This window comes from Compostibacter hankyongensis (assembly GCF_039541075.1).
Classification (GTDB): domain Bacteria; phylum Bacteroidota; class Bacteroidia; order Chitinophagales; family Chitinophagaceae; genus Compostibacter; species Compostibacter hankyongensis.
Window position 1 is genome coordinate 112,656 of the sequence record NZ_BAABFN010000001.1, and the last position, 22,555, is coordinate 135,210.

Consider the following 22,555-nt stretch of genomic DNA (forward strand, 5'->3'; position numbering starts at 1 on the left):
GACCTTAGACTTTAGAGCGTGAGCCTTAGACCTCGCTACTGGCCACTGACTTCCCGTGACTACTGACCAGTAACCATTGACTGTTGATCAATGACTGCTGACCAATGACTATTGACTATTCCAAAACCCTGCAATTATGAAGTCAAATCATATCAAAGGCGACCTCGTCTCCGGGGTTATCGTCTTTCTCATCGCCGTCCCCCTGTGCCTGGGCATTGCGCTGGCATCGGGGGCGCCCCTGTATGCCGGCATGATCGCCGGGATGAGCGGGGGACTTGTAGTGGGCCTGCTCAGCAAATCGCAGGTCAGCATTGCGGGCCCCGCCGCGGGCCTCACCGCCATTGTGCTTTCCGCCATCACCAGCATGGGGGACTTCCGCATTTTCCTGGCGGCAGTTGTCCTGGCCGGGCTGCTGCAGCTGCTCATGGGCTTTCTTAAAGCCGGCACGGTGGCCAACTATTTCCCTTCCAACGTTATCAAGGGCATGCTGGCTGCCATCGGTCTCATCATCGTGCTCAAGCAGATCCCACATGCCGTGGGCTTTGACGAAGATGCGGTGGGCGATTTTTCTTTCCGGCAGCTGAACGGCGAAAATACCTTCTCCAGCCTGGCCGCCATGCTGGACGCTTTTCATCCCGGGGCGGTCCTGATCGCCGGGGTATCGTTGCTGGTGCTGATCTTCTGGAAAAAGATCCCCGGGCTCGGCAAAATCCCGGCTCCCCTGGCCGCCGTAGTGCTCGGCGTGGCCATGCAGGAAGCGTTCCGGGCCTGGATGCCGGGCTGGGGCCTGGACATTAAGCAGCTTGTACAGCTGCCGGTGCCGGATGATCTTGCGGGCTTTGTCGGCCAGTTCACCTTTCCCGACTTCTCCGCCCTGGCCGGAAAAGAGGTATGGATCACCGCTATGACGATCGCCGTCGTGGCTTCGCTGGAAACGCTGCTCAACGTAGAGGCTACCGACAAGCTGGATCCCCAGCGGCGGTATACGCCTCCGAACCGCGAGCTGAAGGCCCAGGGGGTGGGCAACCTGGTCAGCGGCCTGCTGGGCGGTCTTCCCGTAACCTCGGTGATTGTCCGCTCGTCCGTCAATATCAATGCCGGGGGAAGGACAAGGCTGTCCACCATTACCCACGGCGCGCTGCTGCTGGTCTGCGCCGCGATGATCCCGGGCCTGCTCAACCGGATACCGCTGGCTACCCTGGCGGCCCTGCTCATCATCACGGGCTACAAGCTCTGCAACCCCGCCATCTTCCGGGAGATGTTCGCCAAGGGAAAACACCAGTGGGTACCCTTCCTGGTAACAGTGGTGGCCATCGTATGGACCGATCTGCTGATCGGGGTGCTCCTCGGCCTGGCAGTCAGCGTGATCTCTATCCTGCGGGGCAATATAAAAAGCCCTTATTTCTTTCATAAAGGGAAATACCGAGACGGCGACCTGATCCGGATAGAGCTGGCCCAGGAAGTCTCTTTCCTGAACAAGGCCAGCATACAACTGACCCTCGAGGCGCTGCCGGAAAAAAGCACGGTATTGATCGATGGTTCCCGTACGGTATACGTCGCACACGACGTGCTGGAGCTGATCCGGGAGTTCCGGGATGTGAAGGCTCCGGAAAAACAGATCACCCTGCTGCTGTCCGGCTTCAGGAAAGTTTATAAAATTCCCAACTCCGGTCATACCTTTATCCTGAAGAACGAAGGGGAGAACATTGCCTGGGAACCGACGGCAGCCACACCCCCTCCCGCACAATCCCACCGGGAGCTGTTAAAAGAATTAATCAATTAATATGAACCACCGGGCCGGGCAGCTGCCTTCCGGCAACCCCGGCCCCTGAAAAAACATATCATGGTACGATCCAACACCAAAGAAACACAGGAAAGCCTGACACCCGAAAAAGCGCTCGAGCTGCTGAAAACCGGCAACTACCGCTTTGTAAACAACCTGAAGATCAACCGTAACCTGTTGCAGCAGGTCAACGAGACCCGCGACGGACAATGGCCCTTTGCCGCCATCCTGAGCTGCATAGATTCCCGCACTTCCGCAGAGCTCATCTTTGATCAGGGCCTGGGAGACATCTTCAGCGTACGTATCGCCGGGAATGTCATCAACGAGGACATCCTCGGCAGCCTGGAATATGCCTGCAAGTTAGCCGGCTCAAAGCTCATCGTCGTCCTCGGACATACCAAGTGCGGAGCCATAAAAGGCGCCTGCGACGGGGTGGAGCTGGGGAACCTTTCTTCCTTGCTGAACAAGATCCGGCCGGCGGTGGAAGCGGAAACGGCGGTCTGGGACGAGTGCCAGCCGGACAATCCCGCCTTCCTGGACGGGGTGACGCAGCTTAATGTCAGACATTCCGTAAAGCTGATCCTCGAACAGAGCACGGTGGTCCGGGAGATGGTAGACCGCGGGGAAGTGGGGCTTGTCGGAGCAGTTTACGATGTGGAAACGGGCGCAGTGACCTTTGAGGAAAAAAGCTGAAAACAGACGGACGGAAAAAGACAACCCAAAAGCCCGGCGCAGAAAATGCCGGGCTTTTTTATAAAAACTTTTCCCCTTTGTTGCGCTTCACCTCGGCTACATATTCTTTGATCTGCTGCTCGTTTTCCTTCCGGCAGATCAGCAGCACATCGGGGGTATCGATAACGATAAAGTCGTTGAGCCCCTGCAGCACGATCAGCTTGTCGTGCGGAGCGCTGACCATACATTTGGTGGCATCGATCACCACCACGTTTTTCCCGGATACGGCATTGTCCAGATAATCCTTCTCCAGGTTATCATAGGCCGAAGCCCAGGTGCCGAGATCACTCCAGCCGAAGTTGGCCGGGATAACATATACGTTGTCCGCCTTTTCCATGATGCCGTAATCAATGGAAACATTGGTGCACTGGGAGTAGATAAAGGCAATGCTTTCGGCTTCGGCGGGTGTGTTCAGCTTATCCTGCTCCGCTTCAAAAAGCTCGCTGATCTCGGGAAGATGGGCGCGGAAGGCAGCAACAATGCTTTTTACATTCCAGACGAAGATGCCGGCATTCCAGAGGAAGTCCCCGCTTTCCATGAAGGTCCTGGCCAGCTCACGATTGGGCTTCTCGGTAAAGGTTTTTACTTTATAGACGTTATCCGATACCGCCTCCGTTTCGTACTGGATATAGCCGTAGCCGGTATCCGGCCGGGTGGGCTTTATCCCCAGGGTGAGCAGCGCAGGATGATTTTTTACAAAACCGAGCGCCTCCAGGCATACTTTGGTAAAGGCCGTAGCATCCACGATAAGATGGTCTGCCGGGGCGCAGATAATATTGGCAGAAGGATCTTCGCGGAGGATCTTATAGGAGATGTAGGCAATACAGGTAGCCGTGTTTTTCCGGGAAGGCTCCGCCACGATATTCTGCACGGGCAGCTCCGGCAGCTGCTCCCGGACCGTGCCGGTATATTGCTGATGGGTGACCACGAAAATATGATCGGGGGTGATGAATTGTGAAAACCTTTCGTAGGTCCACTGTATCAACGATTTTCCCGTATTGAGGATATCCAGGAACTGTTTGGGAAGATGGGTCCGGCTCATGGGCCAGAAACGGCTGCCGATGCCGCCCGCCATAATTACCACATACGCTTCTTGATTCATGTCACGCTCTTCGTTTAAATAATTCCCTCTTTGATCAGATCATGCAGGTGTATGACGCCGGTATAGGTGCCGCCGGTGACCACCACCAGCTGGGTGATATTGTGTTCCCGCATGAGAGCCAGCGCCGTAACGGCCATTTCTCCCGCTTCAACGGTTTTGGGATGGATGGTCATAATATCCGTGGCCCGTACCTGCTGCCAGTCTGTACGCCCGTTGAGCATCCGGCGCAGGTCGCCGTCGGTGATCACGCCCAGGATACCATCCCGGTCATCTGTAACAACTGTCATGCCCAAACGCTTTTCGGTCATCTCCACGATAACTTCCTGCAGCGGGGCATCCGCCGGCACCCGTGGACGGGCATTGCGCGCGGCCAGGTCGCCCACCCGCAGGTACAGTTGTTTCCCGAGTGTGCCGCCCGGGTGAAAACGGGCAAAATCTTCCCCGGTGAATCCCCGGAGCCGCATCAGCGATACGGCCAGGGCGTCCCCCATGGCCAGCTGCACCGTCGTGCTGGCGGTAGGCGCCAGGTTGTTGGGGCAGGCCTCCCGGCTGACCGCCGTATCCAGCACGTAGGCCGCCTCGATGGCCAGGTAAGCGCTTTTATTGCCCGTCATGGCAATGAGCGGATTCTTAAAGCTTTTCAACAGCGGCACCAGCACCTTGATCTCCGGCGAAACCCCGCTTTTGGAAATGCACAGCACCACATCGCCCGGCTGTACCATGCCCAGATCGCCGTGGATGGCATCCGCCGCATGCATAAAAACAGCCGGAGTGCCCGTAGAGTTGAATGTAGCCACAATCTTTCTGGCGATCAGCGCGCTTTTGCCGATACCGGTCACCACCACCCGTCCCCGGCATTCCATCAGCATGCGTACCGCCCCGTTAAAATCATCGTTCAGCTGCGGAATCAATCCCCGTATGGCCTCGGCCTCCAGCAGGAGGGTCTGCCGGGCCACGGCCAGCGGATCGGTATCTGCCGTTTCCTTTATCATGAAAGCAAACCTACACGAAAAAAACGGATTTGATACGGCATGCTCTTATCCGGAGCAGTCCCTTCTTGACTTATTCGTAAAAATTGACTAATTTCGTGTGCCCTTACTTAGATAAAGATTTATTCTAATTTGTTGACTTAACAACGCAATCGCATTATGTCAATTATAAAAATTCAGTTGTGATGGCTTTGGCAAAAGGAGGCCTGAAAGATGCATTACGCCGGTATTTTGGCTTCGAATCCTTTAAAGGCAATCAGGAAAAGATCATAAAACATATTCTTTCCGGAAAAGATACTTTTGTAATCATGCCCACCGGGGGCGGCAAATCCCTCTGCTACCAGCTTCCGGCCCTGCTCAGCGAGGGTTGTGCGCTGATCGTTTCCCCCCTGATCGCGCTGATGAAAAACCAGGTGGACCTGATCCGCTCCTACAGCAGCATGGACAACGTGGCGCATTTTTTAAATTCCACGCTGTCCAAGGTACAGATCCGCAAGGTAAAGACCGATCTGGCCTCGGGAAAGACCAAGCTGCTCTATGTGGCGCCGGAAACCCTTACCAAACAGGAGAACCTGGATCTTTTCCGGGAGATGAACATCTCTTTTATCGCCGTGGACGAGGCCCACTGTATCTCGGAATGGGGGCACGATTTCCGGCCGGAATACCGGCGCCTCCGGGAAATGATCGACGAGATCAACCCCAAGCTGCCCATCATTGCGCTGACCGCCACCGCCACTCCCAAAGTACAGAGCGATATCGTCAAAAACCTGGGGCTGCGCCATCCCGGCATTTTCATCTCCTCGTTCAACCGTCCCAACCTGTACTACGAGATCCGGCCCAAGCGAAAAAAAGACCAGACCAACCGGGATATCGTGCGTTTTATCCATCAGCACAAGGGAAAAAGCGGGATCATCTACAGCCTGAACCGGAAAACCACCGAAGAGCTGGCGGGGATGCTGATGGCCAACAACATCAAGGCGGTGGCCTATCATGCCGGTCTCGACGCCTCCACGCGCGCCAAACGGCAGGACATGTTCCTCAATGAAGAAGTGGACGTGATCGTGGCGACCATTGCGTTCGGCATGGGGATCGACAAGCCGGATGTGCGCTTCGTCATCCACTACAACATTCCTAAAAGCCTCGAAAACTATTATCAGGAGACCGGGCGGGCCGGTCGCGACGGGTTGGAAGGCATCTGTGTCTGCTTTTATTCGCACAAGGATATCCAGAAGCTGGAGCACCTCATGCGCGACAAGCCGCTCAGCGAACGCGAAATGGGCGCCCAGCTGATCAACGAGATCGTGGCCTATGCCGAAAGCGCCGTATGCCGGCGCAAAATGATCCTGCACTATTTCGGGGAAAAGTACGAGCAGGACGATTGCGGACAATGCGACAACTGCCGTTACCCCAAAGAAAAGATAGAGGTCAAAAACAGGGTGGTGATCGTCCTGAAGGCGATCAGGGCCCTCGACGAACGGTTTGCCATCGACTATGTGGTGAACGTGCTTTGCGGAAAGAACAACCCTCAGATCAATACCTTCAAACACGACAAGCTGGCTGTTTTCGGCTCCGGCAAAGAGCACGACGCGCACTTCTGGAGCTCGCTGATCCGTCAGATGATGCTGGAAGGGCTTATTGAAAAAGATATCGAAGAATACGGGCTCCTGAAGATCACCGATAAAGGCAGCCGGTTCCTGAAAAAACCGTACTCCATCAAGTTTGCGCTGAACCACCAGTTCGACGAAGACCAGGCCGACGAAGAAGGCGCAGATGCGGCCGCCCCCGCCTCGGCAGACCCTGTGCTGTTCGACTTGCTGAAGGAGCTGCGCAAGCAGGTGGCCAAGGAAAAGAACCTGCCGCCCTTCGTGATCTTCCTGGAAAACTCGCTCGAGGATATGGCCACCCATTACCCCACCACGCTTGAGGAGCTGGAACGGATACAGGGGGTGAGCAAGGGAAAGGCCCTGCGCTACGGCAAAAAGTTCATCCAGCTGATCGCCAGATACGTGGAGGAGAACGATATCGAAAAGCCGGATGATTTCGTGATGAAGAGCGTGGTCAACAAAAGCGGGCTCAAGGTATTCATCATCCAGAACATCGATAAACGCATCCCCCTGGAAACCATTGCCAAAAATAAAGACCTGACGATGCCCGACCTGCTGGACGAGATGGAAACCATCGTGGCCAGCGGCACCCGGCTCAACGTGGACTACTGCATCGATGAGGAGCTCGACGACTATGCCCAGGACGAGATCATCGATTACTTCAAGGGCTGCGAGACCTCCAGCCTGCAGGCGGCCCGGGAAGAGCTGACCGAAGGCGATTATACCGTGGAGCAGCTGAAGCTGATGCGGATCAAGTTCCTGAGCGAATACGGGAACTGAGCCGCCGGTACTTTTTCGGCTTCAGCAGAACGATCCCGGAACCTGTCGCTATATCGTCGCCATTCTTGGAACATTTCTAAAATTGATTATCTTTGCACTCCCCTTAAAAAGGGGCCGGCCGGTCTTCTCCCGTGGAACGGCCGCCGGAAACAAAGATGGTGCGGTAGCTCAGTCGGTAGAGCAAAGGACTGAAAATCCTTGTGTCGCCGGTTCGATCCCGGCCCACACCACCAACGGCTTGTAAACCAAGGTTTGCAAGCCGTTTTTCTTTAATGGCGGGCAGGGTTTTGATCCGCTGCCGGAGGCCCGGCCCATCCGGAAGGTCGCCTGTCTTTTCCACCTGCACCGTCTTTTCCGCTTTCTTTCTGACCCAATCTACTGGCACATAATCTCGTAAACCATTGACGGCTTACCTTTCTGAAAAAAAATTTGCGCAAGTAAATACTTGCCCATATATTTGCAAGCACGTACTTGCATAATATGAAAACGAGACGAGATGTATTTCAGGCCATTGCCGACCCCACCCGCCGGGCCATAATCGGTATGATCGCAGCGCAGCCACTCAATGTGAACGCCATTGCTGAAAAGTTTGACGTAAGCCGGCAGGCCATTTCCCTTCATGTAAGGATCCTCCATGAGTGCGGATTGATTGCCGTCACCCGGCAGGGAAGGGAACGGTATTGTGCAGCCACCCTGGATGCGCTGGGCGAGGTATCCGCATGGATAGCCCAATACCGGCAGCATTGGGAAAAACGGTTTGATAAGCTTGAAGACTATCTGGATAACCTTCAAAAATCAAAACAACATGTCCAACGAAAAAAGTAGCACGGCGGACCGAGAGCTGCGTATCTCCCGCCTGCTGAATGCCCCTGTAGCGCTGGTCTGGGAAGTATTCACCGATCCGGATCATATCCGGAACTGGTGGGGCCCCGACGGCTTTACCAATACGATCTTCAACATGGAGGTCAGGCCCGGCGGCGAATGGCACTTCATCATGCATGGCCCTGACGGTACGGACTATGAGAATAAAAACGTCTTCAAAGAAGTCGTCCTGCATCAAAGGATCGTTTTTGAGCACGTGTCATATCCCCGACATATCACGACCGTAACCTTCGAAAGCCAGGATGATAAAACGATGATGCACTGGCATATGCTGTTCGACAACCGGGAAGAATTTATCGAGGTGATCAGAACGCATGGCGCAAAAGAAGGGCTGTCGCAGAATGTAGCAAAGCTGGACGTCTACCTGACTCATCTGGCGGAAAAATCCTGATGTCTATGAAAAATGATTGTTTCGGCATATCAATATACGCGCTGGCAGCATTATTATTCATCCTGCCCTGCAGGGTTGTAAACGCACAAAAAACACAGACTATGAAACCTGTCCACACCGGATATGCCACCGTCAACGGTCTGAAGATGTATTACGAAATACACGGCAATGAAGACGGAACCCCGCTGGTCCTGATACACGGCGGCGGCTCTACCATCCCCTCCAACTGGGGTACGCTGCTTCCCCTGCTTGCCGGCCATCATAAGGTGATCGCCATGGAGCTGCAGGCGCACGGCCGCAGCGGCGACAGGGATGCGCCGGAGTCCTTTGAACAGGATGCCGACGATGTAGCGACATTGCTGAAAGACCTGAAAACGGACAAAGCCGATCTTATCGGCTTCAGCAACGGCGGCACCACCGCCCTGCAGCTGGCCATCCGGCACCCGGAAAGGGTCCGCAAGATAGTGGTCATTTCAGCCAATTATAAAAGGGAAGGATTGATCCCCGGATTTTTCGAAGGGCTGCAGCAGGCCACCCTTAAGGACATGCCTCAGCCGCTGCAGGAAGCTTATCTGGAAGTACATCCGGATACCGGCGGACTGCGGATCATGTTTGAGAAGGACCGGCAACGTATGCTTCAGTTCAAAGACATGGCAGACGATCAGCTCCGCGCTATACAGGCGCCGGCATTGGTCATGGGCGCCGACCGTGACGTGGTCCGGCCGGAGTATATCCTGAAAATGGGGCGGCTGATCCCCCATGCGCATGCCGTGATCCTGCCCGGCACGCACGGCGCATTCATCGGCGAGGTTTGTACAGCCGAAAAGGGCAGCCCGCTGCCCGGGATCGCCGTAGCGCTGATCGAAGATTTTTTGGGGAAATGATCCGTGCCGGTCAGGGAGAGCCGGTCTCCTCGCAGGCGGCGTTATCCGGCGGGACATCACGGGTCTTTCAGCGGCTTACTTTCAGCCAGTTCACCTGGGAGACATTTTCCGTGCTATCCCGGCCTATCGTGTATAATACCGGCGTTTGTCCGTTACCGTAGTACATACCGTTCATGAAATAACAATCCCGGACGGGCGCTTCTATCCTGGCCAGGGAAAAGCCGTTCCCCATAACATTCATAGCGTAGATGTCGCTGATCTTTCCGCGCTCCGACATCCTGCCATATCCTTTTCCGCCCAGCAGGAGGGCCTCTCCCCGGTTTTCGACTGCGCTGAAATTAAGGCCGTCGATAAAGACATGATGGATAGCCGCCGCTCCGCTGGCCCGGATCGCGATACCCCTGTACCGGTTTCCGCAGGAGATGTTACGGATGAATATCTGCTCGATATCGTCTTCCGGCCCCGACCAGGCTGCGGGGGTGACCATGGTGGAACGGAGTGATCCGGCAGGACCGAGCGCGGGCGTGCTGCTGCCGAGGTTGGACAGGGCGATAAAATCGTCGCCGGTCACTCCGGTTATCCGCTCCAGCCTGAAGTGCTTACAGCCTTGCCGGAGATCGATTCCGTCCTTGTTGGACGTCATCAGCCGCCGTCCGTTCACTTCCACGTATTCGGAATTGTGTATCCGGATATCGGTCAGCTCGGCATTACGGGTACGCTCAAAACTGACCGACCAGGCATGCGCATTTTCTATGCTTATATTCCTCAGCTCAAAGCCATCGACGTAAGCCATCAGGATCATGATGTTCCGCCAGTCGCCCGTTTGCTTCCGCCCTTCCTTACCGGCATCGCTTCCATAGCTTACGCGCCAGTTGCCCTTTTGCTGCTCTGCCTCCGGATCAAGGCTGAGCTTCCTGGCCCCGTCGCCCGTCGCCCTCGGATTGGCCGCCCCTTTCAGGGTCACCGACCCTATCCCTATGATGCGGATATTTTTGTTCCATGCGGGATGGACAATCCCGATCCCCACGTTATCGCTCCGGAACATATTGTCCCGGCTGGGATCGGATAGCTGCAGGGTACAGTTATCGAGGATGACCGTCATATCCGAGGGCAGCAGAATAGCGCTGTCGATCATCCATACCCGTGTGCCGTTGGCGTTCCCGGCCGGTATCCGGATCAGGTGAGTCGTGCCGCTGGCTGCCTTGACCGCCTGCAGGATGCGCTGCGTATCGGTCCCCTTGAAGTCATTGGGGGTGATCTCCCGGTTTTGACGGGTTGCGAGCGGATGAGGGCTCAAACAGCCAGCAAGAACGAGGGCCAGGAGCACGAGGTATTTTAACGATATGGCTTTTCTCAACTTTGATTTTTTATGTTAAATTCTTGTTTGTTTACATTATTGATTTACAATGATTTGTGGGCATTTTGAATCTTTGGACCCAAAGGGTTTATCTAAAGTTTATCTAAAGTCTATCTAAAGTTTATCTAATCACGGCTGGGACATTCTCCAAACAGGCTTCCTTCGGGTACCTTCATTCACAATCGTTTTATCGCGCTTAGACATCGAATAAACAAGATTCCTGACCTTATTCTCCTGCTGTTTGGGGCTTAATACATTGGGCAGTAAATCCAGAATAAGTTTGTCAATTTCGGCTTTTGTGGCCGCTCCATATTGACCTATGAACTCTAATATGAGATCTTTATAATGCTGATCTTTAAGCCCCCGGTTCCTGATATATTCTGCTTTACGGCCGGTTTTTTCAGCTATGGAAAAAGAAATATGAAAATTAGGTTTTCTTCCTTCTATTAGTTGCCGATCTTTTAAATAGGAAATCTCATGATCCGATAGTTCCTTTTTCTTTTGCACCTTGTCCAACATTAAGATTTCGAAAAAAGAAAGCCCGGGGTTTCTTGCCAGCACTCTTGCAAAGTCAATATCCAGAACCTTTCCCGTAAGTGTTGCTTTTACTTTCCCCCCGCTTATATCATAGTCGGGCATAGGGAAAAACTTCTCCCGCTGCAGACGGAACATTCGCTTTATGCCGCTGCCTACCGTATCAATCATATTCAGGTTTACCATCGCATTTACCAAAAAACTATTTCGGTAATATGCCGGAGGCTCTTCGCTCTCAATAACTGTTTCGATAGATCCTGGCAAAAATTCACCTAAGTTTGTAAAAGTCAGGTATCCGTCTTCACGTTCTACCACATTTACTCTTCCTCCGCAGGAATAATCCTGATGCGCAATACAATTGCTCAAAGCTTCACGAATGGTAAATGGATCGAACTGATCTACCTCTTCCGGGAATAATGTATCCTCCTTTATATACCGGTATTTAAGGTTACGGATCTTTCCGAATACACCATCCACTGCGAGAAGAAAAGGACAAGTAAAATGTTGATAATCCTTTTCATGATTTTCTTTGTCTTTCAGCAGCCAAGTAATCCGCGCAACAGCAGGGTTAATAAAATATTCTGATTCCGGCTTCCCCAAAAGAATGATGGCAGTCCTGGTAATCCGGTTCCCGATTATAATTTTCGCTTTGCTTAGGAAGGTCAGATCGTCCCAATCATCCATTTCAGTGGCCAGTCGCTGATTTTTTACTTTAAACTTTTCTCTGGCCACACGTATTGCTTCAGGATGGAGATCCTCGATAGTCGCTCCTTCACAAGTAGCGGCACTCCAGTCAATCCGAGTAGCCTGTTCCCGGATTCTTTCTATTTCTTCCAGATTGAGCGGAGAAAGTTCTTCTCCATCCCGGCCATGATAATGTCCTGCCCAGGCAATAGGAAAGCCCCGGGGAGCAGCCGGTATCTGGAACATGATCACGCGACCTTCTGGTAAATTCAATTCATAGATCTCAATAAAAGTAATGCGATTCGTCGTTTTTTCAGCGATCTCTCCTTTAAGGCTGTCCAATCCCGAACGATCGCCATGCCGGTAACGGGAGCCTACAATCCGGTGATCCTTGTTTTCGATACCAAATATCAGCCAAGCCTCCGCTTTCCCTTTCAAATTAGCCTCATTCGAGAGTGCGGAAAAATATTTACCGAGCTTATCAAAATGGAAATTATTCTTCGCTTCCTTGAATTCAATAACTTCTGTTTCAGCAGGTAGCGAACGCAATTCATTCAGTCTTTGGATAAGTTGGCCCCTTGTCATTTATCAAAAATAAAAAATATGCATAAATAAAAAGATTGAATTTGAGGTCATTCACTGTGAATACTATCTTTAAAAAGATCCCCGGGAACTTTTTTGTCCTATCTTTGTCCCCGTCACTCCACGACCGTGAGGAACGTCCTGCTTTATATACTGACCTTCTCCATATTGTTTACCGGCTTTAGCCAGGTCATGGATATCCTGTCTTTCCGCGTACAAAAGTTTTATGTCTCCAACGATCACCTGCCTTTTGCCAAAGGCGATATCGTGTATTGCGGCGGAGAAACAGTGCTCAACAAGAAGCTGAAGGACCACGAAGCTTCCTCCAACAGTCTCGGTGAACAAGGCAAAACCTCCGCCGGAATCCTGCTCTTCCGGCAGGATAACCCGCCGCTGTTTACCCCGGTTCCCCCTTCCGGCCCGGCTTCCTATGCGATGACCGGAAATTGGCAACCCGTACAACGCCCCTCGGAAATCTTTCACCCGCCCTGTTCCTGATCTTTCCGCCTTCCGCGGACTTTGCTTCGCCAACGCCTTCTTTTCGATGCAGGAGAAGTTCTGTTCTTAACTGCCGGAAGAAAGAAGACAGCCCGGCTGGATAAAACAGCCGCGGCCGGCCGATGCGACTATGCTGCCGGATCTGGCTGCACTGTCAGCCATACCATTCCCGTCTGATGCCCCCGTGACGAGGAACCGTCCGGCATCCGGAACGATTTCTTATTTAATCTGTAAACAGGATGTTGTGAAATACTATTTTCCTATATCCCTTTTTCTGCTCTGTGCCGGTTTTTGGCAAACTGCCGGTTCACAGACGCTGTTAAAGGGTAAAGTATATGACCGTACGACGAAGGAAGCGGTCGCAAGGGCCTCGGTGCGCATACAAGACGGCACCATCGGCACCCTTACCGATGCCACCGGACGTTTTACCCTTTCCGTACAGACCGGAGACTCCCTGGTCGTTTCTTCGCTTAATTACGGCACCCGCATCGTAGCGGCAACGGCAGGAAAGGCCATTGCCCTGGATAAACGCGACAATAAATTACTGGAGATTGTCGTGAGCGGAAGCCGCACCGCACAGCGGCGCAGCGAAGTACCCGCCGCCATCAGCACCATCGATGCGCAGACCATCAAGGATACCCGGGCCACCCGCCTGGATCAGCTGTTAAATAAAGCGACGGGGGTATTCATGGTAAACCTCGGCAACGAACAGCACGAGATGAGCATCCGCCAGCCCCTGGGCACAAGAAGCCTCTTCCTGTACCTCGAAGACGGTATTCCCATCCGTACATCAGGCATCTACAATCACAATGCCCTGTTGGAGATGAATATGGCCGCTACCCAACGGATAGAAATTATCCGGGGCCCCGCCTCGTCCCTTTATGGCGCGGAAGCCATCGGCGGTGCAGTGAATGTCATTACCATATCTCCTCCTGCCGTATCTTCGGGAACAGCAAGCCTGCAGCTCAACAATACCGGCTATAAAAGGGCCGATATAAGCGCCGGCACCACGCTGGGGAAATGGGGCCTGGTGATAAGCGGCTACTATGCCAACCGTCATGACGGTCCGATCGACTATAGCGATTTTCACAAAACGGCGCTGACCGTAAGGGCGGACTATAAAGCCAGCGACAGAACTACCTGGAGCAACAGCGTTACCTATATCGACTATTACAGCGACATGACCGGTGCGCTGGACAGCCTGCAGTTCGCCCGGAAGGATTACACATCACCTTATTCCTTCACCTACCGGAAAGTAAAGGCCCTGCGGGCCCGCTCGCGCCTGACCACTCAATGGAACAGCCGCAGCCAGACCCAGCTGTCGGTGCTCTATCGCAACAATTCCACCGGGCAAAACCCTTCCTATTATATCACGGACGATCCTGCCAATGCCCTGCTGGCCAACGGACAGATCAATGAAAATGCATTCAGCAGCTATCTGCTGATCGCCCAGCACCAGCAGCGGTTCAGCTGGCTCAACAGCCGGCTGATCGCCGGTCTCAGCGCTGATATCAGCCCCAGCACCTATACTGCCCGATACATCCGGATACAACGGGATCATGAGGGGAACTATATTGCCTATGACCATACCGACTCCTCCCTGAGCGACTACGCAACCGGCATCAATAACCTCGCCGCCTATACGCAATATGAGATGAGCCCGATGCCGGGTCTGAAGCTGGTCGGCGGACTGCGTTATGATCGCTATCGCTATAATTTCAGAAATCACCTGCCTCCTTCGGCGTCCAGCGGATCTCCTTCCACACTGCGCACCTTTGGCCGCCTGACGCCCAAGGTCGGCTTTACCTACAACTATCATGACGTCGGCTTTTATGGCAACTACAGCCAGGGATATGTTCCCCCCCAGGTCACGGAGCTTTTCAACAAGGTAAAGGTACCGTTCCTGAAGCCGCAAACCTTTTTCAACTATGAGATCGGCGGCTGGCTTTCGCTGGCGGATCATAAGCTGTATGCAGACTGGAGCCTTTACCTCCTCAACGGTACCAATGAGATCATTTCGGTAAAGCAGGACGACGGTACCACACAAAACCAGAATGCCGGCAAAACCCGGCATGCCGGCATCGAATATGGTCTGAACTATCGCCCTTCGTCCCAGTGGTCCTTCCGGCTCAGCGCCACCAACGCCCGGCATACGCTTGTGAAGGACATTGAAAAGGGGGCAAGCGGAAACGTGGATTACAGCGGTAACCGGATGAGCGCCGCACCGGCATTCATCGCCAATGCCGAGGCCTCGTGGAAGCCCGCATTTGTCAAGGGGCTGCATCTCAGCCTGGAATGGCAGCGCCTCGGGAAATATTACATGGACAATGCCAACAGCGGCCGCTACAACGGCTTCAACGTGATCAATCTGCGGGCCGGCTATACTACCGGGCATTTCGAGGTCTGGACCCATGCGCTGAACCTGCTGAATAAATATTATGCTACCATTGCCACCAAATCGGCGTATGGCTACAGCTATAACCTGGGCGACCCCTTTGCCTTAAACATCGGAGTGGCCTATCATTTTGGAAAACCATGAAAAAGCGGCTTTATAAATGGCACCGGACCTTGTCCCTGATCATTGCCCTGCCGGTGCTGATATCCGCCTCCAGCGGGTTCATGCATCCGCTCATGACCAATATCCGGCCGCATATCGCCACCCAGGGTCTGCAGCCCGTTCCGGTGGACAGCAGCAAGCTGCGGATCCCGCTGCAGGGGGCATTGGCCCAAAACCACATAGCCGCTTTTCAGAATTTCAGATTGATCCATATCGCGGACAACTGGTTTTACCAGGTACAGCGAACAGGGGATGCGGTTCCGGTTTACCTGAGCACGGAGAACGGCCATGTGCTGAGCGACGGAGACTGGCTGTATGCACAGTACCTGGCCCGGCAATTTCTTAACGGCCAGGAAGATCCCACAGGCGCCGGGAAAAAGCTGCCATCCGTCACCACTGCCGGTCCGATGGACTGTTGCGACGGCGCCACCGCCTGCGTGCTGAATGACACGGCGGCGGCTCTGGTAACAAGCGCGCTGCGGGTAACCCGGTTCGATAACGAATACGGCTATATCAACCGGCTGCTGCCGGTATACCGGGTCTCTTTCGAGCGGCCGGACGGTATCCGTATCTATGTGGAGACAACCCAGGACCGGTTCGCTTTCGCCATAGACGACCGGAGGGCGGCGTTCAACCGTATTTTCACTTTCCTGCATACCTACAGCTGGCTGGATTTCCTGGGAAAAGGAAAGCTTGTGGTGGAGTTTCTGCTGGTATTTCTTGCCTTTATCACTACCCTGCTGGGCCTCTGCATCTTTTTCGGCACCCGCAGTAAAAAAGCAAAAGGGAACGGCTTTGTAAAGTCGCGGCGGACACACCGCTACGTCGCCGTTACCGTATCCCTGTTTACCCTCATGTTCACGTTCAGCGGGGGATATCATGCGCTTTCCAAGCTCAAGGACGATAATACGGATTCTTTTTTCGTACGCCATCAATATACTACCGGAGCCATGGACTTCGATTTCCGGGCGCTGCAATCAGCCGTGCAGGACCCTATAACCGATGTAAGTCTCGTCAGGCTGGATTCCGGCAGCAGCTTCTGGAGGGTAGTTTCGCTGCCGGCAGGCCGTACCATCACCGGCAGCAAGGACCTGATGAAATCCGAAGCAGCGCCGCTTCCGGAGATTACCTATATCAGTACGGCAGACCATTCCGTGCTGCGCGGCGGCGAGCGTCGTTACGCCGGGTACCTGGCCTGCCTGTTCAGCGGCCATGACAAAAAGAACATTCTTTCCGCTACGCCCGTCACCGCCTTTACCAATGAATACAACTTTGCGGACAAGCGGCTGCCGGTCTGGAAAGTGGCCTTTGCCGACCATCATCACGAACGGTATTATGTGGAAACGGCGACGGGGCGTTTATCCAAACGGGTGAACGATCTGAACATCCTCGAGGACTACAGCTTTGCGTTACTGCACAAGCACGAATTCCTCGGCTGGGCAGGAAAGCGGGTCAAGGACGCCAGCACGATGTTCTGGGCGGCGGCCCAGGTCCTGATGGTCCTCACGGGACTGATCTTGTATTTTAAGTGGCGGGGCCGCTTAAAGCAGGCCAGGTAGCTGCTCTTAGCGATGGGGGCTTTTCTGCTACGCGGCCATGTTTACTTTTTTCGTACCTTTATGACAACTCTTTTATGTCCGCTATTACAATCAGAAGGAGACTGACGTCCGATGTGCTGAAACTTGGCAGGCAGGCAAAAGCCCTGTTGGGGAAAAAGGTAGAGATTGTGATCCGGGAATTAACGCCAGCTGTCAAAGAGAAAAAATGGCGGCATCTGGGAAGCGTTGATCTTGGAGGCAAAGCCGACCTTATAAATATTCGAAACTTCGCCTACGATGAATAGTGTCCTTGTGGACACGAATGTTCTGATATATGCGCTGGACAAAAGTTTATTATCAGCCCGCATATTCAATTTTAACAAACCCCTCTTATACACTCCACATTTAACCAGAAAGATTTTATCCAGATTCCTGAAATTGAGATCATCAGTTAAGGACTGAACCAATATTTTTCCTGAAAAGGTTATAATCCTACTTCTGAAACACCGGCTGTTGTCATATCTTCCTAAAAGCGAAAAGGGAGGATAGACATCCCCCCGATTCATTAACCAAAATCTAAACTTGTATTAACACTAACAATTCCGGCTTTGAGGTTTCAATAGTCTAAGGTCTAAAGTTGATTTGTCTGGAATAGAGCGTTAGACCTTGAACGTTAAACTTCAAAATGCCTTTTACCTTTCAATTTTCGCCTCATTCGGTGCGCAAACTTTTCACCGGGTTGGCAGTTGCTGCCCTGATGGCCTGGAAACTGACCGTACATGCGGCTACCGCCAGGGCAAGTATTCCTGTTACGGCAAACACTGCCCAGCCGATGTCCTTGCGGTAATTAAAGCCTTCCAGCCAGCGCGTCATGATATAATAGGACAGGGGTGTGGCGATAAGGAACGAAATACCGACGAGCTTTATGAATTCCGATGAAATCAGCTTCAAGATACTGCCGACAGAAGCGCCAAGGACCTTCCGGACGCCTATTTCCTTGCTGCGTCGCTCGGTCATATATGCCGCCAGACCGAACAGCCCCAGGCATGAAATGAAGATGGCCAGCGTAGAAAAAATAGCGGTAAGCACTGCGGTCCGCTTTTCACCCTCGAACTTGACAGCATAGCCCTCATCGGCAAATGTATAGGTAAACAGATCTTCAGGGTCATCCCTTTTAAAAAGGGATTCCAGCGCGGCAATATTCCCTGACATTTTCCTTTTACTGTTAAGCCGCATGGTCATCATCGTAAAATAGGACTTAGGCCCCTCAATGATCATGGGAACCACCTTATCATAAGGAGAGTTAAAAACAAAGTTCTTTACCGCGCCTACTACGGTCCAGGATATGCCGTTGTCTTCAACCTTTTTTCCGACAGGATCTTCAAATCCCATGGCCCTGACTGCCGATTCGTTCAGCAGCATGGCCGTAGAGTCGGTTGGAAACTTATAAATATCAATATCCCGCCCAGCTACCAGTTGCACTCCTGTCGTTTTCACCCAATCCGCGTCTACCGCATATCGGTTAAAAGAAATCTGGGCATTGGGCTGCTTTCCCTCCCAGTCGATGCCCGACGAACTGTTATAGCTATACGTCATGGGAAACATCGTCTTGGTTACCGAGGTAGCTATGCCTGCCGCCAAAATTTCTCTGCGGATCAGCTCGGCTTTGGGAGGAGTAAGATTATTGAGCGGTATCGAAACCAGCTGATCCTTCCGGTATCCCAGGTCGCGGCGCTGTGCATACTTTACCTGTTGTCTGACGACCAGTGTACAGGCGATAAGACCGATGGCAAAAGTGAACTGCAATACAACCAGTGCTTTGCGTGGATTGAATTTCCCGAGAGAAGGGATATAGGAGCCCTTCAGCACTTTTACCGGCCGGAAGGAGGAGAGGAAAAAAGCCGGATAGCTTCCGGCCAATACGCCGGTAAACAATATAAATCCTATAAAAGCGATCCACAGCCAGGGGTCGTTGTACGGGATCCGCAGCCGCTGTCCCAATACATCCTCAAAAGGCTTTATGACGGCCGAAACCAGCAATAAGGCAATAATGCCGGACAGGAAAGCCAGCAGTATGGACTCAAAAATAAACTGTCCGGTCAGGACGCTACGGCTGGCTCCGGCCACCTTCCGGACGCCGACCTCCCGGGCCCGCTTTTCGCTTCGGGCAGTACTCAGGTTCATAAAATTGATACAGGCGATAAGCAGGATAAAAACAGCAATGGCCGAAAACATATAAATACGGTCAATGCGACCACCGGCGACCTTACCGTTCTCAAATTTGTTATATAAATACCACTTCGAGGAAGGATACAAAAACATTTTTGACTGTGCCATCGGATCTTTTCTGTGTGTGATATCTTTTATTTTATGGTTAACCGCAGCAAGATCCACCCCCGGCTTCAGCAACACAAAAGTGGTTGTCATACTGTTCGTCCAGGCATGAGGAGACTCATCCTTGTATCCCATCATTTCATACATCTTCCAGCCGAAAACAGCATCTGCCGTGAACCGGGTATTTGCCGGCAAATCCCGGAGGATCCCCGTGACTATGGCGGCCGACCGTTGTTCATTGTTGATGACAAGCGTTTCGCCCATCGCCCGCTCTGCAGAACCAAACAGCTTTTCCGCTACAGCCTGCGTGAGGACCACAGAATTGGGCTGACGGAAGGCAGTGCGGGCGTTTCCAATAACAAACGGAAAGCTGAACATGGAAAAAAAATCCTTATCAACAAATGCCGCTGATTCAGGGAACAAGGAATTGCCTACGCGAAAGACCATGGAGAGCGATGAATACCGGCTGCTGGCCTCTATCTCCGGGAATTCGAGTTTCAGGGCCGGAGCCATGGGCTCCGGGGTGTTGGTGTTGGTTCTGATCTCGCCGTTCAGCTTATGCAAACCATATACCTGATACAGCCGTGCTCCTTTTTTATGGAACCGGTCGACCCCCACCTCGTGCTGCAGCCAGACAAAGATCAACATAGCGCCGGCCATCCCTACGGACAGGCCGGCGATATTGATCGCAGCATATCCGCGGCTCATTCTCAGTGCTCTCCAGGCACTTAAAAGATAATTCCTGAGCATATTGCTTAATTTAATTTTCACTTCCGCTCCCTTTAGCGGCCGGAGGGTATTTACTCCGTCCTCAGGCTCTTCACCGGGTTGGCCGTAGCGGCCCGGACCGTCTGTAAGCCCATCGTGACCAGCGCTATCAGCATCATCCCCAGCCCGCTCAGTGCAAATACCCACCAGCTGAGGCTCGTCCGGTAGGAGTAATCTTCCAGCCATCGGTGTATGGCCCACCAGGCGACCGGCGCGGCCAGCACAAAGGCGATCAGGACCAGCCGTAAAAAATCTTTCGACAATACCGTAACGATCTGGGAAACGGTGGCGCCCAGCACTTTCCGGATACCGATCTCTTTGCTCCGCAGACCCGTGGTATAGATGACCAGGCCCAGCAGGCCCAGGCAGCTGATAAGGATTGCCAGCGCGGTAGCCCATCCCAGCAGGCGGGCCGTCTGCTGTTCTCTTTCATAGAAAGCGGCAATGGTATCGTCCAGGAAGCCGTAATTAAATTCCTCATCCGGGTACAGCTGCTTATATTGCTTTCGTATGCCGGCAATGACAGCCGTCCACTGCGCACCGCCGGCATTATCCGGCGCCAGCTTCACATGGAAAGTGGATCCATTGTTATGCTCAAATACCATCGGGCTGATCCGGGCATGCGTGGATTGATCGTGAAAGTCCTTCATGATGCCGACAATGGGGACGTTTTTACCGTTCCATTGCAATTCCCGGCCCACGGCATCTCCGGCTTTCGTAAAACCGATCGCATGGGCAAAGCTTTCATTTACAAGAAACTCTTTTACGCCTTCTTCCGGCAGTACGTTCCTGCCTGCGATAATCTTTATCTGGTAAAGCTTCAGGTAGTTGCTGTCTCCCCACCGGATCTGGGCGTTGGGCTTGATCTCTTCCTTGCCGGTATGGTAAGCTATATTGACAAATGCAACACCCTTGTCTGCCGGCGCAAAAAAACCGGTACTGGCCAGGGCCACGCCGGGAATGGAGGCTATTTCGTTCAGCAACAGCTTTTCCCGTCCGGCGACAGTATCCCGGGGTATATTAAAATTAATAACCGCCTCCTTGTTGAAGCCCATGTCCGTATTCAGCGAAAACCTGATCTGCTTGCCGACCATCAGCGTTGCCATGACAAAGAACTGCGCAATGACAAACTGCGATACGGTCAGCGTTTTCCGGACCCAGGCATTCCGGGTCTGTGCCTTGTCGGCAAAAGCCTGGTTTTTTAAGACCCGTGCAGGCCGGTAACCTGACAATACGAAGGCGGGATATAGTCCTGAAAGGAAGCTCACCGCGACGATCAGCAACAACAAAAAGATAATCAGGGATGACTGGTGCAGCAGATCAAAGTGCAGCCCGGGGGGAATAAAATCCCTGAACATCCTGAGCAACAGGGGCGTCAGCGCTACTGAAACAAGCGCCGCCAGGGTGGTGATAAGAACGGTCTCTCCAAGGAACTGGACGATCAGGTTTGCTTTTGAGCTGCCCATCGTTTTCCGGATGCCGATTTCCCTCGCCCGCTGCGAAGCATATGCTGTAGTAAGATTGATAAAATTGATACTCCCCAGCAACAGCAGGAAGGCGGCAATGGCCAGCAGCCCATACAGGGTGGGCTTGTGGACAATGCGGGAGCCAAGGGTCGGGTACCAGGGATTAAAATGTATATCGTTCAGCGGCTGAAGACGAAAAGACATAGTATGATACCGGTCCTTATTTACATCTTTGTTGTACTTCGACAAAAGGGTTTTTAACTGCGTTTCGACATTCCCGGGTGTGCTGCCCTCCGCTATTTTTACATACAACTGCGAGTAGATCATCCAGTCGTTCCACACATCCATCATGAACTGATCCTTCAGGCTGGTTTGCGCGATAGTGGAGTAGGAAATAAATGCCTCCGCAGTGAATGCCGTATGCTCATGCAGATCTTTCACAATACCAGAGACGGTCAGGGTAATGTCATTACAGGTAAGCCGCCGGCCCACAACATCCCTCGCTGCCATACCAGGAAAGTAACGGCGGCTTCTGCTTTCCGTCAGCACTACGGTAAAAGGGTCCTTCATGGCCGTCGCCGGCGAGCCGGCTATCCATTGAAACGGCAGCAGCTTAAAATATCCGCTGTTGGTAAATACGACATCCGATTGCTTTTTGTAAATCCGGGGCTTACCGGCAGGCGTTTCCACGGTTACCTGCGTTGTGGCATCGCCCTGGAACTGCATCACCGGAACGGTTGCGTCTATTCCCGTCACTTCACGTTCCACCGCGCCGCTCAGCGGAGCAGGTACGGCAGCAGAGTGGCCGTCTGCGTCGTTGAATCTTGCATCCAGCACAATGCGGTAAATCCTGTCCGCATCTTTTTCAAAACGGTCAAAGCTGAATTCGTAGTGGACGATCAGGAATATCACCAGCGCAGCGCTGATGCCGACGGATAGCCCCAATACATTGATCAGGGCAAATGCTTTGTTCCGGGTAAATACCCTTAACGCCGTTTTGAAATAGTATTTAAGCATGTCTTCAAATTTATTAGATCTCCTTCTCTTTACGCCGCTGTCTTTCCTACATGAGATTCCTGATCTCCTATGC

General features: G+C 52.9%; 15 protein-coding genes and 1 tRNA gene. 10 read left to right on the plus strand and 6 right to left on the minus strand.

Going from position 1 to position 22,555, the window contains the following annotated elements; genetic code table 11:
- Window positions 1-136 precede the first annotated feature (136 nt).
- Window positions 137-1,783: a SulP family inorganic anion transporter gene (locus ABD851_RS00445; RefSeq protein WP_344973596.1), complete on the plus strand. Its 1,647-nt coding sequence runs from the start codon at window positions 137-139 to the stop codon at window positions 1,781-1,783.
- A 60-nt stretch (window positions 1,784-1,843) separates the two neighbouring features.
- Complete coding sequence (locus ABD851_RS00450) at window positions 1,844-2,476, plus strand: carbonic anhydrase family protein (RefSeq protein WP_344973599.1); 633 nt, start codon at window positions 1,844-1,846, stop codon at window positions 2,474-2,476.
- A 58-nt stretch (window positions 2,477-2,534) separates the two neighbouring features.
- Here the strand turns inward: ABD851_RS00450 and ABD851_RS00455 are convergent, their stop codons facing one another.
- Together ABD851_RS00455 and ABD851_RS00460 are read right to left on the minus strand one after the other, a co-directional pair.
- On the minus strand, window positions 2,535-3,617 hold the full coding sequence (locus tag ABD851_RS00455) for a mannose-1-phosphate guanylyltransferase (protein WP_344973602.1): 1,083 nt from the start codon (window positions 3,615-3,617) through the stop codon (window positions 2,535-2,537).
- Between the two features lie 14 nt (window positions 3,618-3,631).
- Entirely contained in the window at window positions 3,632-4,609 is a 978-nt protein-coding gene (locus ABD851_RS00460; RefSeq protein WP_344973605.1) for a KpsF/GutQ family sugar-phosphate isomerase, read from the minus strand.
- A gap of 182 nt (window positions 4,610-4,791) precedes the next feature.
- Between ABD851_RS00460 and recQ the strand changes: the two genes are divergently transcribed.
- The 5 genes from recQ (at window position 4,792) to ABD851_RS00485 (ending at window position 9,147) form a co-directional block, all read left to right on the plus strand.
- Complete coding sequence (gene recQ / locus ABD851_RS00465; RefSeq protein WP_344973608.1) at window positions 4,792-6,990, plus strand: DNA helicase RecQ; 2,199 nt, start codon at window positions 4,792-4,794, stop codon at window positions 6,988-6,990.
- 157 nt (window positions 6,991-7,147) lie between these two features.
- A tRNA-Phe gene (locus tag ABD851_RS00470) sits at window positions 7,148-7,223 on the plus strand.
- A 247-nt stretch (window positions 7,224-7,470) separates the two neighbouring features.
- Window positions 7,471-7,815, plus strand: coding sequence for an ArsR/SmtB family transcription factor (locus ABD851_RS00475; RefSeq protein ID WP_344973611.1), 345 nt, complete (start codon window positions 7,471-7,473; stop codon window positions 7,813-7,815).
- On the plus strand, window positions 7,796-8,263 hold the full coding sequence (locus ABD851_RS00480) for an SRPBCC family protein (RefSeq protein WP_344973614.1): 468 nt from the start codon (window positions 7,796-7,798) through the stop codon (window positions 8,261-8,263). Before ABD851_RS00475 ends, ABD851_RS00480 begins: the two co-directional genes overlap by 20 nt.
- 101 nt (window positions 8,264-8,364) lie before the next feature.
- Window positions 8,365-9,147 carry an alpha/beta fold hydrolase gene (locus ABD851_RS00485; RefSeq protein WP_344973616.1) on the plus strand — a complete coding sequence of 261 codons (783 nt, stop codon included), beginning with the start codon at window positions 8,365-8,367 and terminating at the stop codon, window positions 9,145-9,147.
- A 67-nt stretch (window positions 9,148-9,214) separates the two neighbouring features.
- Here the strand turns inward: ABD851_RS00485 and ABD851_RS00490 are convergent, their stop codons facing one another.
- Together ABD851_RS00490 and ABD851_RS00495 are read right to left on the minus strand one after the other, a co-directional pair.
- Window positions 9,215-10,504, minus strand: a complete 1,290-nt coding sequence (locus tag ABD851_RS00490; protein WP_344973619.1) for a glycosyl hydrolase family 28 protein — start codon at window positions 10,502-10,504, stop codon at window positions 9,215-9,217.
- Window positions 10,505-10,633: 129 nt separating this feature from the next.
- Window positions 10,634-12,271, minus strand: coding sequence for an RNA-binding domain-containing protein (locus tag ABD851_RS00495; RefSeq protein WP_344973622.1), 1,638 nt, complete (start codon window positions 12,269-12,271; stop codon window positions 10,634-10,636).
- Window positions 12,272-12,433: 162 nt separating this feature from the next.
- Between ABD851_RS00495 and ABD851_RS00500 the strand changes: the two genes are divergently transcribed.
- From ABD851_RS00500 to ABD851_RS00510, 3 genes are all read left to right on the plus strand, one after another.
- Entirely contained in the window at window positions 12,434-12,802 is a 369-nt protein-coding gene (locus ABD851_RS00500) for a hypothetical protein (RefSeq protein ID WP_344973625.1), read from the plus strand.
- Between the two features lie 244 nt (window positions 12,803-13,046).
- Window positions 13,047-15,341: a TonB-dependent receptor gene (locus ABD851_RS00505; RefSeq protein WP_344973628.1), complete on the plus strand. Its 2,295-nt coding sequence runs from the start codon at window positions 13,047-13,049 to the stop codon at window positions 15,339-15,341.
- Window positions 15,338-16,918 carry a hypothetical protein gene (locus ABD851_RS00510; protein ID WP_344973631.1) on the plus strand — a complete coding sequence of 527 codons (1,581 nt, stop codon included), beginning with the start codon at window positions 15,338-15,340 and terminating at the stop codon, window positions 16,916-16,918. Before ABD851_RS00505 ends, ABD851_RS00510 begins: the two co-directional genes overlap by 4 nt.
- A gap of 690 nt (window positions 16,919-17,608) precedes the next feature.
- On the opposite strand, the gene ABD851_RS00515 is transcribed toward ABD851_RS00510, so the two are convergent.
- Window positions 17,609-19,981: an ABC transporter permease gene (locus tag ABD851_RS00515; RefSeq protein ID WP_344973634.1), complete on the minus strand. Its 2,373-nt coding sequence runs from the start codon at window positions 19,979-19,981 to the stop codon at window positions 17,609-17,611.
- Window positions 19,982-20,031: 50 nt separating this feature from the next.
- On the minus strand, window positions 20,032-22,482 hold the full coding sequence (locus ABD851_RS00520; RefSeq protein ID WP_344973637.1) for an ABC transporter permease: 2,451 nt from the start codon (window positions 22,480-22,482) through the stop codon (window positions 20,032-20,034).
- Between the last annotated feature and the right edge of the window lie 73 nt (window positions 22,483-22,555).